The sequence below is a fragment of the Methylobacterium litchii genome (genome assembly GCF_038442315.1).
GTDB classification, from domain to species: domain Bacteria; phylum Pseudomonadota; class Alphaproteobacteria; order Rhizobiales; family Beijerinckiaceae; genus Methylobacterium; species Methylobacterium litchii.
Genome location: NZ_JBBXMY010000002.1, coordinates 215,368 through 240,029, shown reverse-complemented (window position 1 = coordinate 240,029; position 24,662 = coordinate 215,368). Strand labels below are relative to the sequence as shown.

The following is a 24,662-nucleotide window of genomic DNA, read 5'->3' as shown; positions in this document are numbered from 1 at the left end:
TCGGCGCAAGTCTGCCCGTTCGGTGAGCCTTCTCAGCGCTTGGACGGTGGATCGCAGCGGAACTCGCTGCCGTCGAGGGCGCCGTAGACGATGCGCCCGCCCGCATGGAGGCAGCGCGTCTTCGCCGCTTCGAGCGGCCGGTGAAAGGTCCAGATCGTGATCATCGGCATCACGGTGGCGAGGCAGACGCCGCCGATGAGGAGCGCCGCCGCCCAGGTCGGGCCGTCGCGCTCGGGCCGGGGAGGGCGCGGGGGCGGCATCGACCCATAGAAGGCCAGGGTCAGGCCGATCAAGTCGGTGGTGGCTGTCATCGCCCATCCCGCACCGGCGGCCCGTCTTTGCGGGACAGCGGACAGATTAGGGCACGGCGAGCGCGCCGCCTACCACCGGGGAGGCGCGGCGGATCACCCCTCCCAGACGGGCGCCCGCTTCTGCAGGAAGGCGTCGATGCCCTCCTGCGCGTCGGCCATGGCCATATTCCGGGTCATCACCTGCGCCGTGTAGGCATAGGCCTCGTCGAGGGTCATCTCGCCCTGGCGGGCGAAGGCTTCCTTGCCGACGGCGAGCACTTTCCGCGCCTTGGCGGCGATGCGCCCCGCCATGTCGGCGACGGAAGCGTCCAGCCGGTCGGCGGGCACCACGCGGTTCACGAGGCCGATGCGCAGGGCCTCGGCGGCGTCGACCGGCTCGCCGAGCAGCAGCATCTCCATCGCCGCCTTGCGCGGCACCGCCCGGGTGAGGGCGACCATCGGCGTCGAGCAGAACAGGCCGATCTGCACGCCGGGCGTGGCGAAGCGTGCTTCCTCGGTGCAGATTGCGAGATCGCAGGAGGCCACGAGCTGGCAGCCGGCCGCCGTGGCGATGCCGTGGACCTGCGCAATGACGGGCTTCGGCAGGCGCACGAGGCTCGTCATCAGACGGGCGCAGGTTCGGAAGAGGTGGTCCGTCGTCTCGGGCGAGGAATCGGCGCGCATCTCGCGCAGATCGTGCCCGGCGCAGAAGGCGGGTCCGGCGGCCTTGAGGACCACCACCCGCACCGAATCGTCCTCGCGGATCGCGTCGAGGGCGTCCTGCAGGGCGTTCATCAACGCCAGCGACAGGGCATTGCGCGCCGCTGGGCGGTTCAGCACGAGGGTGGCGATACCCTCCGCGTCGTGCCGGAGAAGGACGGGCTCAGCAGCGGTCAACGGCGTCTCCCTTCGGGCTCTGCGGCCCTCAGGCGACGGATCTAGCATACCCGGCTGGGCTCGGCATGCTCCGCCAGGGCATGGTCGAGCCGGGCGAAATCGGCGCCGGGTCCGTTCCACCACAGGGGCGGCAGGCGGTCGAGCCGGCCGAGTGCCCGCGCGTAGTTCGGCGCGAGCGCGCTGTCCACGATGGCGAGGCTGGCGCCGGAGAGGACGAGGGCGAGTTCGTGTTCGCCGATCGCCGGATCGAGATCCTTCGTCCGGGCGCCGACCCAGGCGAAGCCCTGCCGAAGGGCCGCCGCCTCGAGGGGATCGGCCACCATCATCACGGCGAGGTCGCCGAAGCCGATACCCTCGGCCCGGGCCCATTTGGCGCAGGCGCCGGGCACGAACGGCGACGGGTTCTCCTCCACGGGAGCCGGACGCAACAGCGTCGGCTTCTCCAGGGAGGCGGGGTGGGTCACGCTGTATCTTGCGCCGAGCATGCGGTGAAAACCGGCCTGTTCATAAGCTGAACCATTCCGGGTTCGCGCGTCCCGGTTAAGACTTCCTGATCTCGACCCACTCAGGTGCAGCAAAACCGGCCGGAACCGGGCGGTTCGTCGGCGCAAAGCGGCTCATGGCCAACGCGGGATGAAGATTACGCAGAAAATCCGCCCTGGCCGGCGGGGTCGGAACGTCTATCTGATGCCTTCCGAAGCGGCCCGCTCGACGAGGCCGCGACACACCGGAGGACATCCTTGACCCGCCATTTCGCCCCGCTCGCTGCGGCCCTGCTGCTCTGCGGCCCGGCACAGGCCGAGATGCGCAACGCGCCCTCGCCGCGCGCCCTCGAATTCGCCGCCTACATCTTCGCGGCGTCCAACGTCTGCGGCTACCGGATCGGCGCCCCCGAGTTCGAGGCCCTGCTCGCCAATCAGAACACCCGCGTCGCCGACGTTCAGCCCGGCGGCCCGTTCGGCAACCGCGTCCAGACGATGTTCACCCTGATGTCGAACCAGATGCAGATGAACCGCGATGGCGCGTGCCTTGCGGTGGCCGGCGAATACGGGCCGGAGGGCAACATCGCCAAGAACGTGCTGCAGCCCTCCGCCGAGGTGCCGAAGGCCCCGGAGCCGGCCAAGCCCGCGCAATAGTCCTCAGCCGAGACGCCACTCGATCGGCGCCAAGCCCCGTTCGGCGAGCCATGCGTTGGCCCGGCCGAACGGGTCGGAGCCGGGAAAGTCCCGCGCCCGGTTGAGGGGCGAGGGATGCCCGCTCTCGATGATCGCGTGGCGCGCGGGGTCGATCAGCCCGGCCCGTGCCCGCGCCTGCGCCCCCCACAGGAGAAACACGGCGGGTTCGTCGCGCGCGGCGACTGCCGCCACCGCCTCGTCGGTGAGCGCCGCCCAGCCCGACCGCAGATGCGCCCCGGCCTTCCCAGCCTCGACGGTGAGCGCGCTGTTGAGGAGCAGCACCCCCTGCCGCGCCCAGGGCGTGAGATCACCCCCCGCCTCGCGGGCCGAGCCCGCCTCGGCGAGGATGACCTTGAGGGAGGCGGGCAGATGCGCCGTGCCCACGTAGGAGAACGCGAGCCCGTTGGCGTCGCCCGGCGTCGGATAGGGGTCCTGCCCGAGGATGACCGCCTTCACGGACGGCAACGGAGTCTCGCGCAGCGCCCGGAAGATGTCGCCGGGGGCGGGCAGGACCTGCGCCCCTGCGGCGATGCGTCCATCGATCGTCTGCGCTACCCTGTCGGCCGCGCCGTCGCGGAAGAAAGGCAGGGCGAGCCAGGGTGAACCGCTCTCGCGGAACGCAGCAAGGGCGGCGGCGACGGGCCGGTCGGTCATCGGGCTGTGGAGATCCTAAGCCGGGTCGGCATTTGCCGCCGCGTGCCGCGTCACTATACCGGTATGCACGCGGCACCGCAGCAAGGGTGCCTTCGCCGGAGCCGCCCGGCGACCTACATAGGGGCGACTTCCCGCCCAGCGGGTCCGAACTCAGCTTCGAAAGGGAATCGGCGCCAGGGCGCCGGAACGCTCTGATGAACGAACGTATCGAACCAGCCGCGCTCGCCAACAACCGCCCCGTCCCCGCCCGCGAGAACGGGACGCGCGGCCTGCCGGGCGACCATCCGCAGGTCCGCTGGGGCCGCGTCGGCGTTCTCTTGATGAATCTCGGCACGCCCGAGGGCACGTCCTACTGGCCGATGCGCCGGTACCTGAAGGAGTTCCTGTCCGACCGCCGGGTCATCGAGGTGCCGCGCCTGATCTGGTGGCCGCTGCTCAACCTTATCATCCTGTCGAAGCGGCCGGGCCCCAAGGGGAAGGACTACGCCAGCGTCTGGAACAACGACCTGAACGAGGGGCCGCTCAAGACCATCACGCGAGGCCAGAGCGACAAGCTCCAGGCGGCGATGGGCGACAGCGTCGTGGTCGACTGGGCGATGCGCTACGGCAAGCCGGAGGTGGCGGGCCGCATCCAGGCGCTGCTCGATCAGGGCTGCGACCGCATTCTGCTCGTGCCGCTCTATCCGCAATACGCGGCGGCGACCTCGGCCACCGCCTGCGATCAGGCGTTCCGCGCCCTCATGGACATGCGCTGGCAGCCGACCGTGCGCGTCTCGCCGCCCTATCACGACGATGCGGTCTATATCGAAGCCATGGCGCAATCGATCCGCGAGGGTCTGGCCAAGCTCGATTTCGAGCCGGAGGTGATCCTCACCTCGTTCCACGGCGTGCCGCGCAGCTACCTGCTGAAGGGCGACCCCTACCATTGCCAGTGCCACAAGACCGGCCGGCTCATCCGCGAGGCGCTGGGCCTGTCGCCGGACAAGATGCGGGTGACGTTCCAGTCCCGCTTCGGCAACGAGGAATGGCTGAAGCCGTATACCGACGAGACGGTGATGGACCTCGCCAAGTCCGGCGTGAAGCGCATGGCCATCGTGGCCCCGGGCTTTACCGCCGATTGCCTCGAGACCCTGGAAGAACTCGACGGCGAGAACCGCCATTATTTCGAGGAGAACGGGGGCGAGCAATTCGCCTACATTCCCTGCCTCAACGACACCGATCTCGGCATGCGCGTGATCGAGCACGTCGTTCGCCGGGAATTGCAGGGCTGGCTGTGACGACCACTTAATCGACGCGGATCATGCCGGTTGCGCTTGCTGCGCGGCCGACGCGGCCTATCATCCTCTCACCCGGCGCGAGTCCGGTCCAAATGGGAGGGTCGTCGCGTGGCGTTCTTCATCGGTATCGCCTGTCCGTGGATCCTCGTCATCGTGCTGGACCGGCTGTCGGAGGCACGGCGCGTCTCCGAACTGGAATCTCTCGGCGTCACGCCGCAGCCCGCGAACCAATCCGCCTACCTCATGAAGCCCGACCGTCCGTATTAGTCGGACGATCCTTCCCTCGACCTCATCCTGAGGTGCCCGCCGTGGCGGGCCTCGAAGGAGGGTTCCAGTTGGCTCCACGATCCCTGGAGCCCTCCTTCGAGGCTGCTTCGCAGCACCTCAGGATGAGGTAGGCGAGCAGGACGAACGACCGATCAGCCTCACTTCACCGCGGGCGGGGGCGGCGCGGCCGGGGTCATCGGATCCGCCGGGGTCGCGGCGGGCGCGTCTTTGCGGTCGATCTTTGCCTCGGCGCGCAGCTTCAGGATCAGGTCCTGCTGCGACTTGCGGATGAGGTGCTGGTCGATCTGCTCCTTCAGCTCGTCGAAGGTCGGCTGCGGCTTCGTCCGCTTCTCCTCGACCTTGATGACGTGCCAACCGAACTGCGTCTTCACCGGGTCGGAGACCTGACCGGGCTGCATCGCGAAGGCGGCGGTGGCGAAATCCGGCACCATCCGTTCCTTGGTGAACCAACCGAGATCGCCGCCCTCGGCCTTCGAGCCGGGATCCTTCGAGGTCTCGGCCGCGACCTTGGCGAAATCCTCGCCGCCCTTGATCCGCGCGGCGATCTTCTTCGCCTCGGCCTCGTTGTCCACGAGGATGTGACGGGCGTGGATCTCCTCCTCGGGCTTCATCAGCTTCACCGAGGTGTCGTAGATCGCGTGCTCGGCCTCCGGCGTCACGGCCTTCTTGGCCTCCTGTTCGAGGTAGTCGTCGAGCAGGAGCTTGTCGCGGAAGTAGGCGAGCTTGCGCTTGAAGTCGGGGCTCTCGCCGACCTTGGCCGCCTCGGCGGCCTGCGCGCCGACCTTCAGGTCGACCATGTAATCCACGAGCAGGTTCTTCTTCTGCGCCTCGTCCACGCCCGGCAGGGACAGGGCCGGATCGTCGGAGGCGATCGCGATATCGGCCTGCGTGATCGGCTGGCCGTTCACCGTCGCCACGACGGCGGCAGGGTCGGCGGGGGCGGCGGGCGCAGCTGCCGGCGTCTTGCCGGCCGGGGGCGTCTGGGCCGCCGCCGCGCCGGAGAGGGCGAGTGCAAGCGCGAGCGCGCTGGCGCGCCGGAGCAGAGCATGGGTCGGCATGGGAATACCTCGGTCGGCGTGTCGTTCAGCCGGTTCGGCGGCGGAGGCCCGAGGGGCCCCGCTCGGCCGCCCGTCCGGCGGCGGGAGAGGTGGCCCGGCCGCACGCAGAAGGCAAGCGGAGCCATAATCGGCAACCAATCGGGGCTCCGGCTCTTTCAGGTGCACGGGGCGATGTTTACCTCTATAAGCCGACCCCATTCCGCCCAGGCCGGCCCGCGACGTCACGTCCGTCGGCGGGCACGCCCGTCCGCAGGTTTACGATGCTCGGCTCGCTCGCCAAGAAGATTTTCGGCTCCTCCAACGACCGCCGTGTGAAGGGCTACCGTCCGCGCGTCGCGCAGATCAACGCCCTGGAGCCGGAGATCGCGGCGCTGAGCGACGACGCCTTGCGCGCCCGCACCGACATGCTGAAGGCCGAGCTCGCAGCCGGCAAGAGCGTGGACGACATCCTCGTTCCCGCCTTCGCCACGGTCCGCGAGGCCGCCAAGCGGGTGCTGGGCCAGCGCCACTTCGACGTGCAGCTCCTCGGCGGCATGGTGCTGCACGAGGGCGGCATCTCGGAGATGAAGACCGGCGAGGGCAAGACCCTCGTGGCCACGGCGCCGGTCTACCTGAACGCCCTGGAGGGCAAGGGTGTCCACGTCATCACCGTGAACGACTACCTCGCCAGCCGCGATGCCGAGTGGATGGGCCGTGTCTATCGCTTCCTCGGCCTGTCGGTCGGCACCATCGTGCACGGCCTGGACGACGAGCAGCGCAAGGCCGCCTATGCCTGCGACATCACCTACGGCACGAACAACGAGTTCGGCTTCGACTACCTGCGCGACAATATGAAGTACGAGATGGCGCAGCTGTCTCAGCGCGGGCACCATTACGCGATCGTGGACGAGGTCGACTCGATCCTCATCGACGAGGCGCGGACGCCGCTCATCATCTCCGGCCCGGTGGACGACCGCTCGGAACTCTACGTGGCGGTGGACGGTGTGATGCCGCTGCTCGTGCCGTCGCACTACGATCTCGACGAGAAGCAGCGCACCGTTTCGCTGACCGAGGAGGGCAACGAGTTCGTGGAGGACGCCCTGCGCGCGGCGGGCATCCTCAAGGAGGGCGACCTCTACGACGCCCACAACGTCACGCTGGTCCACCACGTGACCCAGGCGCTGCGCGCCCACACCCTGTTCACCCGCGACAAGGACTACATCGTCAAGAACGACGAGGTGGTGATCATCGACGAGTTCACCGGCCGCATGATGCAGGGCCGGCGCTACTCGGAAGGCCTCCATCAGGCGCTCGAAGCGAAGGAGCGGGTGACGATCCAGCCCGAGAACCAGACGCTCGCCTCGATCACGTTCCAGAACTACTTCCGCCTTTACAAGAAGCTCGCCGGCATGACCGGCACGGCCTCCACCGAGGCGGACGAGTTCGCCGAGATCTACAAACTCGACGTGGTCGACATTCCGACCAACAAGGAGATCGAGCGCGTCGACGAAGACGACGAGGTCTACCGCTCCGTCGAGGAGAAGTATCAGGCGATCATCAAGGAGATCGGCAAGGCGCACGAGCGCCATCAGCCGATCCTCGTCGGCACGGGTTCGATCGAGAAGTCGGAATACCTCGCCGAGATGCTGGTGAGCGCCGGCTACAAGCCTCTCGACTATTCGGACCCGAACGCCCTCACCGACGTCTACGCCGCCGCCCGCGAGGGCCGCGTCACCAAGCGCTTCGCCGTGCTGAACGCCCGCTTCCACGAGCAGGAGGCGTATATCGTCGCCGAGGCCGGTGTGCCGGGCGCCATCACCATCGCCACCAACATGGCCGGTCGCGGCACCGACATCAAACTCGGCGGCAACGTCGAGATGCGCGTCGAGAAGGAACTCGCCGGGGTGCCGGAGGGGTCTGAGCGCGACGCCGCCATCGCGGCGATCAAGGCCGAAATCGCGGAGAACCGCGCCAAGGTGCTGGCCTCCGGTGAGCCGGCCGATCCGGCGGCGGGCCGTAAGAAGGATCTTCCCGGCGGCCTTTATATCATCGGCACCGAGCGCCATGAATCGCGGCGCATCGACAACCAGCTGCGCGGCCGCTCCGGCCGTCAGGGCGATCCCGGCCGCTCGAAGTTCTACCTGTCCCTCAAGGACGACCTGATGCGGATCTTCGGGTCCGACCGCATGGACGGGATGCTGCAGAAGCTCGGCCTGGAGCAGGGCGAGGCGATCATCCACCCTTGGATCAACCGGGCCATCGAGAAGGCGCAGCAGAAGGTCGAAGCCCGCAACTTCGACATGCGCAAGAACGTGCTCAAGTACGACAACGTGATGAACGACCAGCGCAAGGTCGTGTTCGAGCAGCGCCGCGACTTCATGGGCCAGGAGAGCGTCCGCGAGACCGTGGACGACATGCGCGAGGGCGTGGTGGACGACATCGTCACCCGCCACATCCCGCCGGATACCTATGCCGAGCAATGGGATGCCGAGGGCCTGCGCGAGGCGGTGCAGCAGACCCTGAACCTCGAAATTCCGGCCGAGGATTGGGTGAAGGAAGAGGGCATCGCGGACGAGGAGATCCGCGAGCGCCTGATGAAGCTCGCCGAGGAGACCTATCAGACCCGCGTCGAGAAAAACGGCGCCGAGGTCTCCGCCTATATCGAGAAGCAGGTCCTGCTGCAGACCCTCGACCACCTGTGGCGCGAGCATCTGGTGACGCTCGACCACCTGCGGCAGGTGGTGGGCTGGCGCGGCATCGCCCAGCGCGATCCGCTGAACGAGTACAAGTCCGAGGCGTTCGAGTTGTTCAACAGTCTCGTCGTGGCCCTGCGTGAGCAGGTGACGGGTCAGCTCTCGCGCATCGAGGTGATGTTCCAGCAAGACGAGGCGCCTCCGATGGAGAGCCCCGCCCTTCCGCCGATGTTCGCCCAGCACCTCGATCCCGTCACCGGCGAGAACGAGATGGCCTATGCGGGCGGCAGCGGCAGCGATGGGGGTGGCGGCCCGGCCTATGGCTATGCCGCGCAGGCGCTCTCCGCCGACACCGCCGTGCTCGAACGGGACCCCACCGACGAATCGACCTGGGGTCGCGTCGGCCGCAACGAACCGTGCCCCTGCGGATCCGGCAAGAAGTACAAGCACTGCCACGGCAGCTATCAGGCGTGAGCCGACACGCGGTCTTCATCGCCGGAGCGGGGACGGAGATCGGTAAGACCTACGTGACGGCGGCGCTGACGCGCCGCCTTCGCGAGCGGGGCTCGGTCCTCGCCCTCAAGCCCCTCGCGAGCGGCGTCGCGCCCTGGGACGATCCCGCCTTCGGGGAAAGTGACACGGCGCGGCTTCTGGCAGCGCAGGGCCTGCCCGTCACCGAGGAGACCGTCACCGCCTGTTCGCCCTGGCGCTTCGCGGCGCCCCTGGCCCCCGATCAGGCCGCCGCCCTCGAAGGGCGCAGCGTGGGCCTGTCCGCAATCGCCGACTGGTGCCGCGACCGGATCGCGGCCTCCGATGGCCCCGTGGTGGTCGAGGGGGTCGGTGGGCTGATGAGTCCCATCACCGACGCGGCGACCGGGCTCGACTGGATCGAGGCCCTGCGCATCCCGGTCGTGCTGGTGTCGGGCAGCTATCTCGGCGCGATCAGCCACGCCCTGACGGCGGCGGAGGTGCTGCGGCTGCGCGAGGTGGATCTCCTGGCAATCGTCGTGAGCGAAAGCGAGGGCGCCCCGACGCCGCCGGAAACGGTGGCGCATGCGATTCGCCGCCATGTATCCTGCCCGGTCTTCTGCTTGGGCCGGGGAGCATCGGCACCGGATGATCTGGCGGCGTTGCTTGAACGCGCCGTCGGTTCTCAAGCAGAGCGACACTTCACCGAATAGTGTCGGGATGGCGGGCGGGCGTCGCTGGACGGTGACGCTTTGGCGCTTAGCTGATGTGCGAAGAGGCACGTGGCCTCCGCCGATCATCCCCGGAGGTCCGTTGAGCCAGTCCGTCGCTACGGCCAGCGGTGCCGCAATGCCTGAAACCACGGCTCCGGCCCGTGGACGCATGAGCCCCGCGCTGCTCATGGGCGCCCTCGGTGTCGTCTACGGCGACATCGGCACGAGCCCCCTCTACGCTTACAAGGAGGCGGTGAAGGCGGCCGGCAACGGCTCCGCCACGCCGCTCGCCGTGACGGGCGCCGTCTCACTGATCTTCTGGGCGCTGATCCTTATCGTCTCGCTCAAATACGCCATCTTGATCCTGCGCGCGGACAATCGCGGGGAGGGGGGCATCGTCGCAATGCTGGCGCTCCTCGGCGCGCGGCAGGCGCGGCCGAAAACGCCCCAGGCGCTGCTCCTCGTCGTCGGTCTGGTGGGTGCGGCGCTCCTCTACGGCGACGGAGCGATCACGCCCGCCATTTCCGTCCTCTCGGCGGTGGAGGGGCTGAAGGTCGATGCGCCGAGCCTCGGCCACTACGTCGTGCCGATCACCCTCGTGATCCTCGTCGGGCTGTTCGCCGTCCAGTTCCAGGGTGTCGCCCGGATCGGGCGGATCTTCGGCCCCGTCATGCTGCTCTGGTTCGTGGCCCTCGCGCTTCTCGGCTTGGGGTCGATCCTGCACGAACCCCGGATCCTCCAGGGCCTGAACCCCCTGCGGGCGGTGGACTTCCTGTTCCATGCCGGCTGGGGCGTCAGCTTCGCCATGCTTGGCGCGGCGTTCCTCGCCGTGACGGGCGGCGAGGCGATGTATGCCGACCTCGGCCATTTCGGCGCCCGGCCGATCCGCGCGGCGTGGTTCGCCCTGGTGCTGCCGGCCCTGGTGCTCAACTATTTCGGGCAGGGGGCGCTGCTCCTCGCCGAGCCCGACGCGATCGAGAACCCGTTCTTCCGCCTCGCGCCGGATTGGGCCCACATCCCCCTGGTGGGGCTCGCCACCCTTGCGACGATCATCGCCTCGCAGGCGATCATCTCCGGTGTGTTCTCCCTGACGCAGCAGGCGATCCAGCTCGGCTTCCTGCCGACCATGCGGATCGTCCAGACCGCCCATGACGAGCGCGGCCAGATCTACGTGCCGGCGGTGAACTGGCTGCTGGCCATCGCGACGCTCGTGGCCGTCGTCGTGTTCGGCTCGTCCGATGCGCTGGCCGGGGCCTACGGCATCGCCGTCTCGATGCTCATGGCGATCACCACGCTGCTCGCCGCGCTCATCGCCCTCAAGTGGGGCTACAACCCCATCGCGGTGGTGGCGGTGAACGGCTTCTTCCTCGCCATCGACCTCATTTTCTTCGGCGCCAACAGCGTGAAGATCCTGGAAGGCGGGTGGTTTCCCCTCGTGCTGGCGGGGATCGTCGCCGTGATGATGCTCACATGGCGCAAGGGCAACATGCTGGTGGAGGAGGCGCGGGTGAACCTGCGCCAGCCGGAGGACGCCTTCCTCGAAGGGCTGAGTCACCAGCGGCTCACCCGCCTGCCGGGCACCGCCGCGTTCCTCTCGGCCGCGATCCACGGCATTCCGCTGCATCTGTCCCGCTTCGTGGAGCGCAGTCATGCCCTGCACGAGCGCGTGCTGATCGTCACCGCCCTCTACGAGGAGACGCCGACCGTACCGCTGGAGGAGCGGGCCGAGGTCAGCATGATCGCGCCGAACTTCTACCGGGTGGTGCTTCGCTACGGCTTCATGGAGGACGCCTCGATTCCCGAGGGCATCGCCTGTGCCGTCCGGGACGGCCGGCTTCCGCCGCAATGCGTGGAAGACGTCACGGTCTTCATCGGTCACGAGACCGTGATTCCGAAGAACGACCAGCGGGGCATGGCCATCTGGCGCGAGAATCTGTTCGCGTTCATGCAGCGAAACGCTGAGCGGACAGGCGCTTTCTTCGGTGTGCCGACCCGTCAGGTCGTCGAGGTCGGTACCGAAATCGAGATCTGACGGGCCCCGCCGCATAGGAACCTTGGCCGTCCCCCTTCGTTCGACTCGCCTGAAGAGCCAGCGACCCGTTCCGCTTCCGTCAGGGACCGGCAGCGGGTCGCCGAACGGAGGGATTTTCAGATGAACAGTGATCGCTTGGAAGGCGGCATCCGCCACCTGCGCGGCCGTGTGAAGACCGCGACCGGCGCCCTGCGCGGGGCCCCCGGCCGGCAGGCCGAAGGGGCGTTCGATCAGGCGGCCGGCGCCGCGCAATACGCCTATGGCCGCGCCCGCGAGACTGCGCACGACCTGCGTCGCGAGGGCGAGCACCTCTACGAGGAGGGCCGCGACCGGGCCCGCGCCCTGGCCGACGAGGCCCGCTCCCGCGGCGAGGCCTTCGCCGACGAAGCCTACGAGCGCGGCCGTCACGTGCGCTCCCGCGCGGTGCATCACGGCCAGGACATCGCCCGCCGGGCCGACGACAACCGCGCGACCACCCTCGCCCTCGTGGCGGCCGTGGCGTTCGGCATCGGCTGGCTCGCCCGCCCGAACCGCTGAGCGATGGGTAGCCGTCCAATCGCATAAAGACATCTTTATGTCTTGATTGCTTCCTCGCTCGCGAAGTGGTAGGCCACCGGCCGGATCGCAACGCGAGTGAGGAGAGCCGCATGGCCAAGGATTACGTCGTCAGGGATATCGGGCTGGCCGATTACGGCCGGAAGGAAATCTCGATCGCCGAGAGCGAGATGCCCGGCCTGATGGCCGTTCGCGAGGAATACGGCGCGAGCCAGCCGCTGAAGGGCGCCAAGATCGCCGGCTCCCTGCACATGACCATTCAGACGGCCGTGCTGATCGAGACCCTGAAGGCGCTCGGCGCCGACATCCGCTGGGTCTCCTGCAACATCTATTCGACCCAGGACCACGCCGCTGCCGCCATCGCGGCCGCCGGCATCCCGGTCTTCGCCGTGAAGGGCGAGACCCTGGAGGAGTACTGGGACTACACCTCCCGCCTGTTCGACTGGCATGACGGTGGCCTGCCGAACATGATCCTGGATGACGGCGGCGATGCCACCATGTTCGTCCACCTCGGCCTGCGCGCCGAGAACGGCGACACCGCCTTCCTCGACAAGCCGGGCTCCGAGGAGGAGGAAATCTTCTTCGCGCTCCTGAAGAAGAAGCTCGCCGAGAAGCCGAAGGGCTGGTTCGCCGGCCTCGCCGACTCGATCAAGGGCGTCTCCGAGGAGACGACCACGGGCGTGCACCGCCTCTACATCCTCGCCAAGGAGGGCAAGCTGCTCTTCCCGGCGATCAACGTGAACGACTCGGTCACGAAGTCGAAGTTCGACAACCTCTACGGCTGCAAGGAGTCGCTGGTCGACGGCATCCGTCGCGGCACCGACGTGATGATGGCCGGCAAGGTCGCCATGGTCGCGGGCTTCGGTGACGTGGGCAAGGGCTCCGCCGCCTCGCTCCGCAACGCCGGCTGCCGCGTCATGGTCTCGGAGATCGATCCGATCTGCGCGCTCCAGGCCGCGATGGAGGGCTACGAGGTCGTGACGATGGAAGACGCCGCCCCGCGCGCCGACATCTTCGTCACCGCCACGGGCAACAAGGACATCATCACCCTCGACCACATGCGGGAGATGAAGGACCGGGCCATCGTCTGCAACATCGGCCACTTCGACAACGAGATTCAGGTCGCCGGCCTGAAGAACCTCAAGTGGAACAACATCAAGCCGCAGGTCGACGAGATCGAGTTCGCGGACGGCCACCGCATCATCCTCCTGTCGGAGGGTCGCCTCGTGAACCTCGGCAACGCGACCGGCCACCCGTCCTTCGTGATGTCGGCCTCGTTCACCAACCAGACGCTGGCCCAGATCGAGCTTTGGACCAACCCGGGCAAGTACGAGAAGCAGGTCTACACCCTGCCGAAGGCGCTCGATGAGAAGGTCGCGGCCCTGCATCTCGCCAAGGTCGGGGCGACGCTCTCGAAGCTTCGGCCGGACCAGGCGTCCTATATCGGCGTGAAGGAAACCGGGCCGTTCAAGCCCGAGCACTACCGCTACTAGAACCCTCGCAGGCTACACACTATAGGGGCCCGGCGCGCTGCGCCGGGCCCTTCGTTTGTCAAGCCTAATTCGGCACCGGAAGGTGTGTCTTCTGAGTGTCGTTAACGGCGGATTTACCCCCCAGGGCCAAAGCCACGCTTCGTTCTCCTTCCGGCGGGAATCCCCCCCACGGTAAGGTGCCCCCGACTCAGTGACAGGCGTACCGCGGCAGCCCCGGCAGAGGGCATCCGCGGCAGGGTGCGTTTCGCACCGCTCGGGCGCACGCCGGCGGTGACGAGAGCTTGGGGGCATGGCGGATGCGGGTCGGACGTGCGGCGCAGCTGCGGGTCGGCGTGGGGATTCTCGCGCTGTTCGCGGCGGGCGCGGCCTTTGCGGAAATGCAGGACGTCCCGGCGGCTCACGCGCCGAGGGAGATGCACGGCGTCGCCGGGCTCGCCGTGTTCGGCGGCCTCGTCGCCTTCGCGGTGATCCTCGCCCTTCTCTATCTCTATGAGCGCGCCCGCTGGACCCGGCGGGAGCAGGACCTCGTCGCGGCCTTGAACCTGCTGCGCGGCGCCCACGACCGCGCGGAGATGCTGCTGAACGCCGACCGTCAGGTGGTCATCACCTGGGACGAGAACAGCGAGCCGGTGATCGAGGGCGATGTCGGCATCGCCCTGAACGGCGAGCGGGCGGTGGCGGATTCCGCGCGCCGGGTGCTGGCCTTCGGCGCGTGGCTGATGCCCGCCGACGCGCAGGCGGTCGAGGCGGCCCTCGATACGCTGCTCACCCGCGGCACCGGCTTCACCCTCGACCTGCGCACTCAGAGCGGGCGCAACATCGACGCCCAGGGGCGCACCGTGGCGGGCCGGGCGCTGTTGCGCCTGCGCGAGACCACCTCCGAGCGGCGCGAGATTTCCGAACTGCGGATCACCCTCGACGAGACGCGGCGCGGCCTCTCGGCGCTGGCGAGCCTGCTCGACGCGATCCCGCAGCCGGTCTGGCGCCGCAACCGCGACGGTGGCCTCGCCTGGGTGAACGCCGCTTATGTCACCGCCGTGGAGGCCGCGAGCCGCGAGGCGGTGATCGACGCCGGGATGGAACTCCTCGACCGTCCGGCGCGGGACACCATCGCCCGCGAGGAGGCCGTCGTCGCCGCCGGTGGTCCGCGCCGGGCGCCCCGCGTCTCGGCCGTGATGTCCGGCAACCGCCGCGTCCTCGACGTGTACGAAACCGTCCTCGAAGGCGGCCGCGTCGGCATGGCGGTGGACGTCTCGGAGTTGGAGAGCGTCCGCGCCGACCTGCAGCAGCAGATGAACGCCAACGCCCGCACCCTCGACCAATTGCCCACCGCCGTAGCGATGTTCGACGTGGGCCAGCGCCTGATCTTCCACAACGCCGCCTACCGCGCCCTGTGGGATCTCGATCCGGCCTTCCTCGACAGCCGCCCCTCGGACGGTGAAATTCTCGACCTGCTGCGTTCGCAGCGGAAGCTCGAAGAGCATGCCGATTTCCGCACCTGGAAGCACGGCGTGCTCGCCGCCTACCGCGCCGCCGAAGCGCATCAGGCCTGGTGGTATCTGCCGGACGGCCGCACCCTGCGCGTGGTGGCCGATCCGAACCCGCAGGGTGGGCTGACCTACCTGTTCGAGGACGTCTCGGACCGGCTCAATGCCGAGTCCCGTTACAATGCCCTGCGCCGCCTCCAGGCCGAGACCCTGGATACCCTGGCCGAGCCGGTGGCGGTGTTCGGGGCGGACGGACGCCTGCACCTCGCCAACCGCGCCTTCACGACGGTGTGGCGCCTCGACCCGGAGATGGTCGACGCGAAACCGCACGTCGATTCGGTGATCCTGCGCTGCAAGGCCTTCGCCCCGGCCGAGAATCAGTGGCTCGATATCCGCGACGCGGTGGTGGGCCTCGAAGCCCGCGTGGCCCTGGCCCGCCGCATCGAGATGGTGGACGGCACGGTCCTCGACTGCGCGACGCAGCCCCTGCCCGAGGGCGCGACCCTCCTGACCCTGATCGACGTCACCGCCAGCGTGAACGTCGAGCGGATGCTCATCGAGAAGAACGAGGCGCTGGAGAAGGCCGCCGAACTGCGCGACACCTTCGTCCACCACGTCTCCTACGAACTGCGCTCTCCGCTCACGAACATCATCGGCTTCACCCAGTTGCTCGGCGACGAGACGGTGGGCGCGTTGAACACGCGGCAGCGGGAATACGCCGACCACATCATGCGGTCCTCCGGCTCGCTGCTGGTGATGATCAACGACATCCTGGACCTCGCCTCCATCGATGCCGGGTCGCTGGAATTGCAGCGCGAGGACGTGGACGTTCACGCGACCGTCGAGGCCGCCGTGCGTGGTCTCGAAGACCGTCTGGCCGAGGCGCGGATCGGCCTCTCCGTCGATGTGCCCGCCGACATCGGCACCGTCCGCGCCGACGGGAAACGCATCCGCCAGATCCTGTTCAACCTGCTCTCCAACGCCGTGGGCTTCTCCGATCCCGGCCAGCGGGTCGAGATCGCTGCGCGGCGCTCCTCCCGCGATCTCGTCCTCAGCGTGCGCGACCACGGGGTCGGCATGTCGCCGGAGGTGCGGGAGCTCGTCTTCAACCGGTTCGAGAGCCACACGCGGGGTACCCGCCACCGGGGCGTGGGCCTCGGCCTCTCCATCGTCCGCTCCTTCGTGGAGCTGCATGGCGGCCGGGTGGAGTTGGAGACGGAACAGGGCGTCGGGACCTGCGTGACCTGCCACTTCCCCCTTCAGGTGCCGGACGAGCCCCAGCCGGAGCGCCGCCCGGAATTGTCACGCATCTCCATCGCGTGACCTCGCGATTGATGTGATCCCGAAACAAATTGGGCGCACTCGCACCGCGTGGCCGCGCTTGCTTCCGCGAGGCCCGCGCCCCACGGAAGGCGGATGTCCGACACCACGAAATCCGGCTACGTCGTCTTCGCCAACGGCGATTTCCGGCTCTTCGGCACGGCCCGGTTCCTTACCGGCCTCGCCTATCAGATGCAGGCGGTGGCGATCGGGTGGTTCGTCTACGACCTGACCCGCTCCGCCCTGGCGCTGGGCCTCGTGGGCCTCGCCGGCTTCCTGCCCGCCATGTTGAGCGCCCTGGTGAGCGGCCATGTCGCCGACGTCTACGAGCGGCGCATCGTCGGTTCGGCCGCCTTCGCGCTGCAGGCGGTGGCGAGCTTCGGCCTCCTCGCCTACGCGCTGAGCGGGGCCGCGATGGTCTGGCCGATCTACGCCCTGGTGGTGATCGTCGGCACGGCCCGCGCCTTCGCGAACCCCGCCTTGCAGGCCCTGCTGCCGACCCTCGTGCCGGGGCCGCTCTTCGGCTCTGCCATCGCGTGGAACGCCTCCCTCTGGCAGACCGCCTCGGTGATGGGGCCGGCGCTCGGCGGCCTGCTCTATGCCCTCGGGCCGAAGGTGGTCTTCGCGGTGGCGGGAACGTGCTTCGCCCTCGCGAGCCTCAGCGTCGCCCTGATCCGGCACCGGCCGGCGCCGGTCACGGAGCGGCCGAAGGTGACGTGGGGCACGCTGCTCGCCGGGATCGGCTACATCCGCTCGCAGCCCGTGGTGCTCGGCGCCATCAGCCTCGACCTGTTCGCGGTGCTGTTCGGCGGGGCGACGGCACTGCTGCCGATCTACGCGGCGTCGGTGCTGCATGTCGGGCCGCTCGGCCTCGGCCTCCTGCGCAGCATGCCGGCGGCGGGGGCGGTGACGATGGCGCTAATCCTCGCCTCATACCCGCTGCGCCGCCATGCCGGCCTTCGCATGCTGCGGGCGGTGATCGTGTTCGGCCTCGCCACCGTCGTGTTCGGCGTTTCGACCTCGCTGCCCCTGTCGATGGCCTGCCTGTTCGTGACGGGGGCCGCCGACATGATCTCGGTCTATGTCCGCCAGAGCTTCGTACAGGGCGAGACGCCGGACGCCATGCGCGGCCGAGTGGCGGCGGTGAACACCGTGTTCATCGGCGCCTCGAACGAACTGGGCGAGTTCGAATCGGGATTGCTCGCGGCGGCGGTGGGCGCGGTGCCGGCGGTGGTGCTCGGCGGCGTGGCGACGGTCGGCGTCGCCCTGCTCTGGGGCCGCCTGTTCCCGGCCTTGCGGGCGCGGGACAGGCTGCTCACCCAGAGCTGAGAGTGGGCGCCGCTTAGCGCCCCGCGAGGAGCGGCGACCACGTCGGGTCGGAGGCGTAGGCCGGCGTCGGCACCGGCTGCTCGACCTTGCCGGTGATGTCGACCATGTACAGCTTGCCGCCGCCCTGGCCGCCGGGATCACGGAAGAACACCACGTACTGGCCGTTCGGCGAGAAGGACGGGCTCTCGTTGTGGAAGCCTTCGGTGAGCACGCGCTCGCCGGTCCCGTCCGTCTTCGCGACGCAGATCGCGAAGCCGCCGTTGCGCTGGCGGGTGTAGGCGATCAGGTCGCCGCGCGGCGACCACGCCGGCTGAGAGGCCGAGCCGGTGCCGAAGGTGATGCGGTGCGGGTTCGAGCCGTCCGCGCCCATCACGTAGACCTGCTGCGAGCCGCCGCGATCCGATTCGAAGGCGATCTGGCTGCCGTCCGGCGAGTAGGTCGGTGAGGTGTCGATGGCGAGCCCGCTCGTGATGGGCTTTTGCGCCTTGGAGGCGAGGTCCATCGTCACGATGTCGGCGTTGCCACCCGATTGCACGCTCATCACGAGGCGGCGGCCATCGGGGGAGAAGCGCGGGCTGGCGCTCATCGAATCGACCGAACCGAAGGCCTGCCGGGAGCCGGTTTCGAGGTTGATCACCTGCACGCGCGGCTGGTGGCCGGCGGCCTGCGCCATGAAGGCGATCTCCTGCGTGCTCGGCGAGTAGCGCGGAGCGACGATCGACATCTCACCCGAGGTGATGGCGCGGACGTTGGCACCGTCCTGATCCATCACCATCAGCCGCTTGCGGCGGTTCTCCTTCGGGCCGGTCTCGTCCACGAAGGCGATGCGGCTGTCGAACCACGGCCCGAGGCCGGTGATCTTGGTGTAGACCTGATCCGAGATCAGGTGCCCGGCGCGGCGTGCGTTGGCCGGATCGGTGGCGTATTGCTGGCCGATCATCTGCTGGCCGGAGGTCACGTCCCACAGACGGAACTCGACCTTCAGGCGACCGCCGCCGTCGCGCACCACGCGGCCGGTCACGAGGCCCTGCACGCCGGTGGCGCGCCACTTCTCGAAGTTCGGGGCGGCGTCGAAGGGCGGGTTCTCGGGGAAGCGCCCCTTGTCGAGGGGGGCGAAGTAGCCGGAGCGGCGCAGGTTGTTCGTCACCACCCCGCTGAGCAGCCCGCCGAGGCTCGGATCGCCGCCGAAATCGGCTACCGCGATGGGGAGGGGCTGGAAGCTGCCGCCGCCGATCCTGAGTTGCAGCTGCGCCTGCGCCGGCCCGGCGAAGCCGAGCGCCAGGGCGATGAAGGCGAGGAACGCCAGGAGGGGGGCGGGCCGCGAGGGGCCGTGCCGGCGAGTGAGGCTGTCGATCATCGTCTCGGTCGTGGTCAGACGGGGGAGGGGCGGCGACGGCGGGGGCCTCGGCGGTTACGTCGCCGTGAACTCGAACTCCGCGTTGATCGCCTTCCAGTCGTTGTAATACGGCGCGTAGGTCGCCGGTATGCGGTAGGGCGCACACCGCCGGACCGCCCGAAGCGCGGCCTGGGCGATGGATTGGTCCACCGCGCTGGCACCGCCGCGCATGATGCGCGGCTCGTTGCTGAGGGATCCGTCCGGGTTCAACCGGATGTCGAGCACCGGCAGCACCACGCCCTGGGCCGCGCCGGGCGGCGCCGAGTAGCACCGCTCGATCTGCTGCTGCAGCATGCCCACCAGGGCATCGCGCAGGGACGGCGACAGGCGCTGCGCGTTCCCCGTGGCGGCGCCGAGGGCGGCGACCTTCTGCACCGCATGGCCGGTGGAGCCGGTCGATTGCGACGGAGCCTTGGAATTGAGCACCGAGCGAATGTCGCCCGCATTGAACTTGTCTGCGAGTTCGGCCTGCTTGCGCGCCTTGGCCTCGCCATCGGCCTTCGCCTTGGCATCCGCCACAGCCTTGGCCTTCGCCTTGGCGGCGGCATCGGCCCGGGCCTTCTCGGCCGCGTCCGCCTTGGCCTTCGCCTCGGCGGCGGCTTCCGCCTTCTCGCGCTCCGCCTCGGCCTTGGCTTCGGCGATTTCCTTCTGGCGCTCGGCCTCCGCTTCGGCTTTGGCCTTCGCCTCAGCGACCTTCTTCGCCGCCTCCTTGGCGGCTTCCGCCTTCGCCTTGGCCTCGGCGGCCTTCTTGGCGGCGTCGGCCTTGGCCTGGGCGGCGGCTTCCGCCTCCTGGCGCTCGATCAGCTTGTCGAGTTGCTCGCGCTTCTCGGCTTCCGCCTCGGCCTTGGCCTTCGCCTCGGCGGCCTTGGCCTCGGCCTTCGCCCTGCTCTCGGCGGCAGCCTTGGCGGCGGCGGCCTTCTCGGCGGCAGCGGCCTTGTCCGCCGCAGCCTTGTCGGCGGCGGCTTTGGCGGCCTTCTCGGCCTCGCGCTTCTCCTCGGCGGCCTTCGCCGCCTTGGCGGCTTCGGCTTCGTTCACGTCCGGCTCGGCGCGCAGGGGCATCTCGTCCGCGTTGGCGAGCTTCATCTCGGCCGTGCGCTTCGGCGCCGTGGGGGCGTCGGTCTTGGAATTCTCGGGTTCGCGCTCTTCGATCTTCTCGGCCTGCTTGTCCGCACGGCTCTGCGCGTTCGGCATCGGCTTGTCGGCCTGACGCTCGCCCTTGGTGAGTTCGGAGAGCTGGTTCTCGGTGATGATCTCGACGGGCACGCCCTCCTGCGCCTCGGGCAGGGCCGGGGCGGAGACGCCGAGCAGCACGAAGCCGAGCAGGGCCACATGGGTGCCAGCCGAGATCCAGACGCCGGGTTCCCGGCGGTCCAACTTGGGCAGGGAGATCGCCAAGGCAGCGCGTCCCCTAGTGCTCGGGCTCGGTGACGAGGGCGACGTGACGGAAGCCCCCGCCCGTCACGATGGCCATGACCTGGGCGACGCGGCCGTAATCGACGCGCTTGTCGCCGCGCACGAACACCCGGTCCTCGGTGCCGTTCTTGGCGGCGGCCGTGAGCTTGGCGACGATGCTGTCGTCGGTCAGTTCGTCCTCGCCGAGGAAGATCTGGCCGGTCTGCCGGATGGAGAGGGTGATCGGCTTCACGTCCGAGTTGAGGGGCGAGGCCTTGGATTGCGGCAGGTCGAGGGGCACGCCCACCGTCATCATCGGCGCCGCCACCATGAAGATGATGAGCAGCACCAGCACGACGTCGATGAACGGCGTCATGTTGATTTCATTGATGGCGCCGCTGCGGCGACCGCGCCGGCGCCGCCGCTTCGTTCCGCCTTGTCCAGCCCCTGCCGCCATGGCCATCGGTCTGTCTCCTTCAGGCGGCCAGCGACAGGCGTTCGTCGATCTGCCGGGACAGGATCGCCGAGAATTCGTCCGCGAAGCCTTCCAGGCGCGACTGCGCCTTGGCGACTTCGGCCTGCAGCTTGTTGTAGGCGAGCACCGCCGGGATGGCGGCGAACAGGCCGATGGCGGTGGCGAACAGCGCCTCCGCGATGCCCGGCGCCACGACGGCGAGGGAGGTGTTCTTCGAGGCCGCGATCGAGGTGAAGGCGGTCATGATGCCCCACACCGTGCCGAACAGGCCGATATACGGGCCGGCCGAGCCGATGGAAGCGAGGAACAGCAGGCGCGATTCGAGCCGCTCGACCTCGCGGTGGATGGTGACGTCGAGCTGCTTCTCGATGCGCTGGGAGAGCGACTGGACCTGACGGCCCGAGCCCTCGAAGGAGCGCTTCCACTCGCGCATCGCGGCGACGAAGACGGCGGCGAGGCCGGTGGCCGGGCGGTCGTTGAAGGAGCGGAACAGCTCCTCCAGGGAGCGGCCGGACCAGAACGCGTCCTCGAAGGCGTCCATCTCGCTGCGGATGCGGCGGAACAGGAGCGTCTTGTCGACGATGATCGACCAGCACCACACCGACGCGCTGAGCAGACCGATCATCACGATCTTCACGACGATATGGGCTTGGAGGAACAAGCCGAGCAGGCTCATGTCGGCCACGGGGGCGGCGGCCTGCATCGCGTCGGCTGGGTTCATCCGTCGAAGTCTCCTGCTCCGAGCCGGCGCGACGGCATGAGCGCCGCGGGTGCCGGAAGTGCGAGCGATATCAAGGGTATCGCCGGTGAATCTGTCGAAAGTAAGGGCCGGGCCCTTCCGCGGTCGTTCGTGTGTCCGCAGGATTTTAAGGGCCGGGCAAGGTTAAGGATCGGTTGAGAACCCGGCGAACTTGAGGCGTTTTCACTTTCGCGCATGCTGGACCGGGGTGGGCTGGCTTCCCTATCCTGGCCGCACCGAACCCTGTTGCAGGATCCCGCCGTGACCGCACCCGTGCCGAGCCTGCCCGACCTGTTGCGCAGCCAAGGCGGCTGCCTCCTCGGATGGTCCTGCCTCGCGGATGTCGCCCTGGCGGGGCTGATGGCGCGGGCGGGCTTCGACGTCGTGCTCCTCGATCAGCAGCACGGCACCTACGACGTCGCCACCTGCACCGCCGGGCTCACGGAACTGGCGCTGTGGGGCAAGCCCGGCCTCGTACGCATCGCGGTGGGCGATTTCGCCATGGCCTCGAAGATGCTCGATGGGGGCGCGGCCGGCATCGTCGCGCCGATGATCAACACGGTGGAGGATGCGCGCGCGCTGGCCGCCGCGACGAAGTTTCCGCCCGTCGGCCAGCGCAGCTGGGGGCCTGACCGGTCGATGTGGTTCACCGGCCTCACGGACCCGCAGGATTACCTGACGCAGGCCAACGCCCGCACGATGACCATCGCCATGTGCGAGACCCGCGAGGCCATCGCGAACCTGCCGGAGATCCTGCGGGTGCCGGGCATCGACGGCATCCTCGTCGGCCCCGGCGACCTGTCCATCGCCCTGTCGAACGGTGCCGCCTTCGATCCGAACGGCAGCGCCGTGACGGAGGCTCTGCGGGAGATCGTCCGCGTCACCCTCGCGGCGGGCAAGATCCCTTGCGCCTTCGCCGCCGGCCCGGCCCGCGCCCGCGAGATGCTGGCGATGGGCTTCAAGCTGGCCTCCATCGGCTACGACGGGCTGCTCGTGGCCGAGGCGTTCACGCGGGCCCTGGCCGAGGCGCGCGGCGGTGATCCGGTGGGATAGGCTGGCCCTGACGGGTACGGACCTGTAAGCCCGCAGCGCCGCAAGGCCGGGAGAGCGAGAGGGTACGCCGATGCCGACAGCTTTCATCTACGACCATGTCCGCACGCCCCGTGGGCGCGGCAAGGCGGACGGCGCCCTCCATGAGGTGACGGCCCTGCGGCTCGCCGAGACGGCGCTCCGTGCCCTGAAGGAGCGCAACGGCCTCGACACGCGGCTGGTGGACGACGTGATCCTCGGTTGCGTCGATCCGGTCGGCGAGGCGGGAGGCGACATCGCCCGCGCCGCCGCCCTGGTGGCCGATTATGGGATCCACGTCCCCGGCATGCAGATCAACCGCTTTTGCGCCTCCGGCCTCGACGCGGTGAACGTCGCCGCTGGGCAGGTCATGTCGGGCCAGCACGTCATGGCGGTCGGCGGCGGCGTCGAATCCATGAGCCGCATCGGGATCGGCGCATCCGGCGGCGCCTGGCCGGTGGACCCGGCCATCGCCGTGAAATCCTACTTCATGCCGCAGGGCATCTCGGCCGACCTGATCGCCACCAAGTACGGCTTCAGCCGCGAGGAATGCGACGCCTACGCCGTGCGCTCACAGGCGCTGGCCGCGCGATCCTGGGAGCACGGGCTGTTCGACCGCTCCGTCGTGCCGGTGCGCGACGTGAACGGCATCACCCTGCTGGACCGGGACGAGCATATGCGCCCCGGCACCGACATGCAGTCGCTCGGCGCCCTCAAGCCCTCCTTCGTGCAGATGGGGCAGATGGGCGGGTTCGATGCGGTCGCCACCGACGCGCACCCGGACGTCGAGTTCGTGAACCACGTCCACCACGCCGGCAATTCGTCGGGCATCGTGGACGGGGCGGCGGCCGTGCTGATCGGCTCGCAGGAGGCCGGGGAGGCGGCGGGCCTGCGGCCCCGCGCGCGCATCCGCGCCTTCGCCAATATCGGCTCGGACCCGGCGCTCATGCTCACCGGGCCGGTCGATGTCACCGAGAAGGTGCTCTACCGGGCCGGCCTGACCCTCGACGACATCGACCTGATCGAGGTGAACGAGGCCTTCGCCGCCGTGGTGCTGCGGTTCTGTCAGGCGTTCGACCTCGACCCCGACGCGGTGAACGTCAACGGCGGCGCCATCGCCCTCGGCCACCCGCTCGGCGCGACGGGCGCGATGATCCTGGGCACCGCCCTCGACGAACTGGAGCGCACCGGCAAGGAGCGCGCCCTCATCACCCTGTGCATCGGCGCGGGCATGGGCACCGCCACGATCATCGAGCGCGTCTGAACGCAGCAGGACAAGGACTTGCGGCGGCTCCGTTTTCGACCGAAACGGGCGCCGTGCCACGGCGGCCGGCTAAACGGCCCGCCGGGAACCGACATGAAAACGGGAGGAATGAACTTGAATCGCCTGATCGCCACCCTCTGCCTCGGCGTCGCGCTCACTGCGCCGCTCGCCGCCCGTGCCGACGACCAGAGCGACCGGGTCGCCGAGGCGACGAAGCTCGTCAACAAGACCCTCATCAAGAACCTGCAGACCGGCTTCAACGTCGCGCTCGAAAAGACCACGGCGGCGATGCCGGAAGCCCGCGCCGACTCGGTGCGCAAGGAGCTGAACGCGGAGTTCGAGAAGCAGCGCGCCCTGATGGTCGAGGGCCTGTCGAAGGAATACGCGCAGAAGTTCAGCCTCGCCGAGCTGAAGCATCTCGATGAGATCTACTCCGACCCGGTCTACGAGAAGTTCCAGACCATGAATGCCGACCCGAACTCCTCGGTGACGGCGATCTCTCAGAACTCCGTGACGAAGCTCCTGAACATGCTGGCCGTGGCCTCGGCGACCGACAATCAGCCGCCCGGCGCGCCGCCCGTGCCGATGCCGGCTCCGACGCCCGCGCCCAAATAAGACGA

Annotated in this window: 22 protein-coding genes; 13 read left to right on the top strand and 9 right to left on the bottom strand. The window is 69.0% G+C overall.

Features of this window, described 5'->3' with window-relative positions; translation table 11 throughout:
- Window positions 1-32: 32 nt before the first annotated feature.
- The 3 genes from AAHF99_RS06275 to AAHF99_RS06265 all read right to left on the bottom strand — a co-directional run bounded on the left by AAHF99_RS06275 (window position 33) and on the right by AAHF99_RS06265 (window position 1,651).
- Window positions 33-311 carry a hypothetical protein gene (locus AAHF99_RS06275; protein ID WP_342163216.1) on the bottom strand — a complete coding sequence of 93 codons (279 nt, stop codon included), beginning with the start codon at window positions 309-311 and terminating at the stop codon, window positions 33-35.
- A 93-nt stretch (window positions 312-404) separates the two neighbouring features.
- The gene (locus AAHF99_RS06270; RefSeq protein WP_412759841.1) at window positions 405-1,235 is read right to left on the bottom strand and encodes an enoyl-CoA hydratase; all 831 of its coding nucleotides are present in this window, start codon (window positions 1,233-1,235) and stop codon (window positions 405-407) included.
- Window positions 1,229-1,651 carry an AMP-dependent synthetase gene (locus AAHF99_RS06265; protein ID WP_342163214.1) on the bottom strand — a complete coding sequence of 141 codons (423 nt, stop codon included), beginning with the start codon at window positions 1,649-1,651 and terminating at the stop codon, window positions 1,229-1,231. The genes AAHF99_RS06270 and AAHF99_RS06265 overlap by 7 nt, the downstream gene beginning before the upstream one ends.
- Before the next feature lie 339 nt (window positions 1,652-1,990).
- On the opposite strand from AAHF99_RS06265, the gene AAHF99_RS06260 reads away from it, so the two are divergent.
- On the top strand, window positions 1,991-2,323 hold the full coding sequence (locus AAHF99_RS06260) for a hypothetical protein (RefSeq protein ID WP_342163447.1): 333 nt from the start codon (window positions 1,991-1,993) through the stop codon (window positions 2,321-2,323).
- A 3-nt stretch (window positions 2,324-2,326) separates the two neighbouring features.
- Here AAHF99_RS06260 and AAHF99_RS06255 read toward each other — a convergent pair whose 3' ends face one another.
- Window positions 2,327-3,016, bottom strand: coding sequence for a uracil-DNA glycosylase (locus AAHF99_RS06255; protein ID WP_342163213.1), 690 nt, complete (start codon window positions 3,014-3,016; stop codon window positions 2,327-2,329).
- Window positions 3,017-3,210: 194 nt separating this feature from the next.
- Between AAHF99_RS06255 and hemH the strand changes: the two genes are divergently transcribed.
- Together hemH and AAHF99_RS06245 are read left to right on the top strand one after the other, a co-directional pair.
- A complete protein-coding gene (gene hemH, locus AAHF99_RS06250) occupies window positions 3,211-4,293 on the top strand; it encodes a ferrochelatase (RefSeq protein WP_342163212.1) in 1,083 nt (360 codons plus the stop codon).
- Window positions 4,294-4,401: 108 nt separating this feature from the next.
- Window positions 4,402-4,560: a hypothetical protein gene (locus AAHF99_RS06245; RefSeq protein WP_342163211.1), complete on the top strand. Its 159-nt coding sequence runs from the start codon at window positions 4,402-4,404 to the stop codon at window positions 4,558-4,560.
- Window positions 4,561-4,718: 158 nt separating this feature from the next.
- Here the strand turns inward: AAHF99_RS06245 and AAHF99_RS06240 are convergent, their stop codons facing one another.
- Entirely contained in the window at window positions 4,719-5,639 is a 921-nt protein-coding gene (locus AAHF99_RS06240) for a peptidylprolyl isomerase (protein ID WP_342163210.1), read from the bottom strand.
- Between the two features lie 260 nt (window positions 5,640-5,899).
- Between AAHF99_RS06240 and secA the strand changes: the two genes are divergently transcribed.
- The 7 genes from secA (at window position 5,900) to AAHF99_RS06205 (ending at window position 17,708) form a co-directional block, all read left to right on the top strand.
- Window positions 5,900-8,785: a preprotein translocase subunit SecA gene (secA, locus tag AAHF99_RS06235; RefSeq protein ID WP_342163209.1), complete on the top strand. Its 2,886-nt coding sequence runs from the start codon at window positions 5,900-5,902 to the stop codon at window positions 8,783-8,785.
- Window positions 8,782-9,492, top strand: coding sequence for a dethiobiotin synthase (gene bioD / locus AAHF99_RS06230; protein ID WP_342163208.1), 711 nt, complete (start codon window positions 8,782-8,784; stop codon window positions 9,490-9,492). Before secA ends, bioD begins: the two co-directional genes overlap by 4 nt.
- 100 nt (window positions 9,493-9,592) lie before the next feature.
- Window positions 9,593-11,524 carry a potassium transporter Kup gene (locus AAHF99_RS06225; RefSeq protein ID WP_412759840.1) on the top strand — a complete coding sequence of 644 codons (1,932 nt, stop codon included), beginning with the start codon at window positions 9,593-9,595 and terminating at the stop codon, window positions 11,522-11,524.
- A gap of 120 nt (window positions 11,525-11,644) precedes the next feature.
- The gene (locus tag AAHF99_RS06220) at window positions 11,645-12,061 is read left to right on the top strand and encodes a CsbD family protein (protein WP_342163206.1); all 417 of its coding nucleotides are present in this window, start codon (window positions 11,645-11,647) and stop codon (window positions 12,059-12,061) included.
- Between the two features lie 110 nt (window positions 12,062-12,171).
- Window positions 12,172-13,572 (top strand): adenosylhomocysteinase, encoded by a 1,401-nt coding sequence (gene ahcY / locus AAHF99_RS06215; protein ID WP_342163205.1) that lies wholly within the window; start codon window positions 12,172-12,174, stop codon window positions 13,570-13,572.
- A gap of 296 nt (window positions 13,573-13,868) precedes the next feature.
- A complete protein-coding gene (locus tag AAHF99_RS06210; RefSeq protein ID WP_342163204.1) occupies window positions 13,869-16,382 on the top strand; it encodes a sensor histidine kinase in 2,514 nt (837 codons plus the stop codon).
- A 93-nt stretch (window positions 16,383-16,475) separates the two neighbouring features.
- Window positions 16,476-17,708 (top strand): MFS transporter, encoded by a 1,233-nt coding sequence (locus AAHF99_RS06205; RefSeq protein WP_342163202.1) that lies wholly within the window; start codon window positions 16,476-16,478, stop codon window positions 17,706-17,708.
- Window positions 17,709-17,721: 13 nt separating this feature from the next.
- Here the strand turns inward: AAHF99_RS06205 and tolB are convergent, their stop codons facing one another.
- Genes tolB through tolQ form a run of 4 tightly spaced genes read right to left on the bottom strand, consistent with a single transcriptional unit; the run spans window position 17,722 to window position 21,692 of the window.
- A complete protein-coding gene (gene tolB / locus AAHF99_RS06200; RefSeq protein ID WP_342163200.1) occupies window positions 17,722-19,065 on the bottom strand; it encodes a Tol-Pal system beta propeller repeat protein TolB in 1,344 nt (447 codons plus the stop codon).
- A gap of 54 nt (window positions 19,066-19,119) precedes the next feature.
- Entirely contained in the window at window positions 19,120-20,499 is a 1,380-nt protein-coding gene (tolA, locus tag AAHF99_RS06195; RefSeq protein WP_342163199.1) for a cell envelope integrity protein TolA, read from the bottom strand.
- A gap of 13 nt (window positions 20,500-20,512) precedes the next feature.
- A complete protein-coding gene (locus tag AAHF99_RS06190; RefSeq protein ID WP_243957292.1) occupies window positions 20,513-20,959 on the bottom strand; it encodes an ExbD/TolR family protein in 447 nt (148 codons plus the stop codon).
- A 13-nt stretch (window positions 20,960-20,972) separates the two neighbouring features.
- Window positions 20,973-21,692 carry a protein TolQ gene (tolQ, locus tag AAHF99_RS06185; protein ID WP_243957291.1) on the bottom strand — a complete coding sequence of 240 codons (720 nt, stop codon included), beginning with the start codon at window positions 21,690-21,692 and terminating at the stop codon, window positions 20,973-20,975.
- Window positions 21,693-21,971: 279 nt separating this feature from the next.
- Here tolQ and AAHF99_RS06180 point away from each other — a divergent pair, with 279 nt between their 5' ends.
- From AAHF99_RS06180 to AAHF99_RS06170, 3 genes are all read left to right on the top strand, one after another.
- On the top strand, window positions 21,972-22,763 hold the full coding sequence (locus tag AAHF99_RS06180; RefSeq protein ID WP_342163198.1) for an HpcH/HpaI aldolase family protein: 792 nt from the start codon (window positions 21,972-21,974) through the stop codon (window positions 22,761-22,763).
- Between the two features lie 70 nt (window positions 22,764-22,833).
- Window positions 22,834-24,042 (top strand): acetyl-CoA C-acetyltransferase, encoded by a 1,209-nt coding sequence (locus tag AAHF99_RS06175; RefSeq protein WP_342163197.1) that lies wholly within the window; start codon window positions 22,834-22,836, stop codon window positions 24,040-24,042.
- Between the two features lie 114 nt (window positions 24,043-24,156).
- The gene (locus AAHF99_RS06170) at window positions 24,157-24,657 is read left to right on the top strand and encodes a DUF2059 domain-containing protein (protein WP_342163196.1); all 501 of its coding nucleotides are present in this window, start codon (window positions 24,157-24,159) and stop codon (window positions 24,655-24,657) included.
- Window positions 24,658-24,662 lie beyond the last annotated feature (5 nt).

What these genes read in the sequence shown, in the direction of transcription:
- AAHF99_RS06275 (WP_342163216.1), bottom strand. Translation starts at nt 311, where the DNA reads ATGACAGCCACCACCGACTTGATCGGCCTGACCCTGGCCTTCTATGGG.
- AAHF99_RS06270 (WP_412759841.1), bottom strand. Translation starts at nt 1,235, where the DNA reads ATGCTAGATCCGTCGCCTGAGGGCCGCAGAGCCCGAAGGGAGACGCCG.
- AAHF99_RS06260 (WP_342163447.1), top strand. Translation starts at nt 1,991, where the DNA reads ATGCGCAACGCGCCCTCGCCGCGCGCCCTCGAATTCGCCGCCTACATC.
- AAHF99_RS06255 (WP_342163213.1), bottom strand. Translation starts at nt 3,016, where the DNA reads ATGACCGACCGGCCCGTCGCCGCCGCCCTTGCTGCGTTCCGCGAGAGC.
- hemH (WP_342163212.1), top strand. Translation starts at nt 3,211, where the DNA reads ATGAACGAACGTATCGAACCAGCCGCGCTCGCCAACAACCGCCCCGTC.
- AAHF99_RS06240 (WP_342163210.1), bottom strand. Translation starts at nt 5,639, where the DNA reads ATGCCGACCCATGCTCTGCTCCGGCGCGCCAGCGCGCTCGCGCTTGCA.
- secA (WP_342163209.1), top strand. Translation starts at nt 5,900, where the DNA reads ATGCTCGGCTCGCTCGCCAAGAAGATTTTCGGCTCCTCCAACGACCGC.
- AAHF99_RS06220 (WP_342163206.1), top strand. Translation starts at nt 11,645, where the DNA reads ATGAACAGTGATCGCTTGGAAGGCGGCATCCGCCACCTGCGCGGCCGT.
- ahcY (WP_342163205.1), top strand. Translation starts at nt 12,172, where the DNA reads ATGGCCAAGGATTACGTCGTCAGGGATATCGGGCTGGCCGATTACGGC.
- AAHF99_RS06210 (WP_342163204.1), top strand. Translation starts at nt 13,869, where the DNA reads ATGCGGGTCGGACGTGCGGCGCAGCTGCGGGTCGGCGTGGGGATTCTC.
- AAHF99_RS06205 (WP_342163202.1), top strand. Translation starts at nt 16,476, where the DNA reads ATGTCCGACACCACGAAATCCGGCTACGTCGTCTTCGCCAACGGCGAT.
- tolB (WP_342163200.1), bottom strand. Translation starts at nt 19,065, where the DNA reads ATGATCGACAGCCTCACTCGCCGGCACGGCCCCTCGCGGCCCGCCCCC.
- AAHF99_RS06190 (WP_243957292.1), bottom strand. Translation starts at nt 20,959, where the DNA reads ATGGCCATGGCGGCAGGGGCTGGACAAGGCGGAACGAAGCGGCGGCGC.
- tolQ (WP_243957291.1), bottom strand. Translation starts at nt 21,692, where the DNA reads ATGAACCCAGCCGACGCGATGCAGGCCGCCGCCCCCGTGGCCGACATG.
- AAHF99_RS06175 (WP_342163197.1), top strand. Translation starts at nt 22,834, where the DNA reads ATGCCGACAGCTTTCATCTACGACCATGTCCGCACGCCCCGTGGGCGC.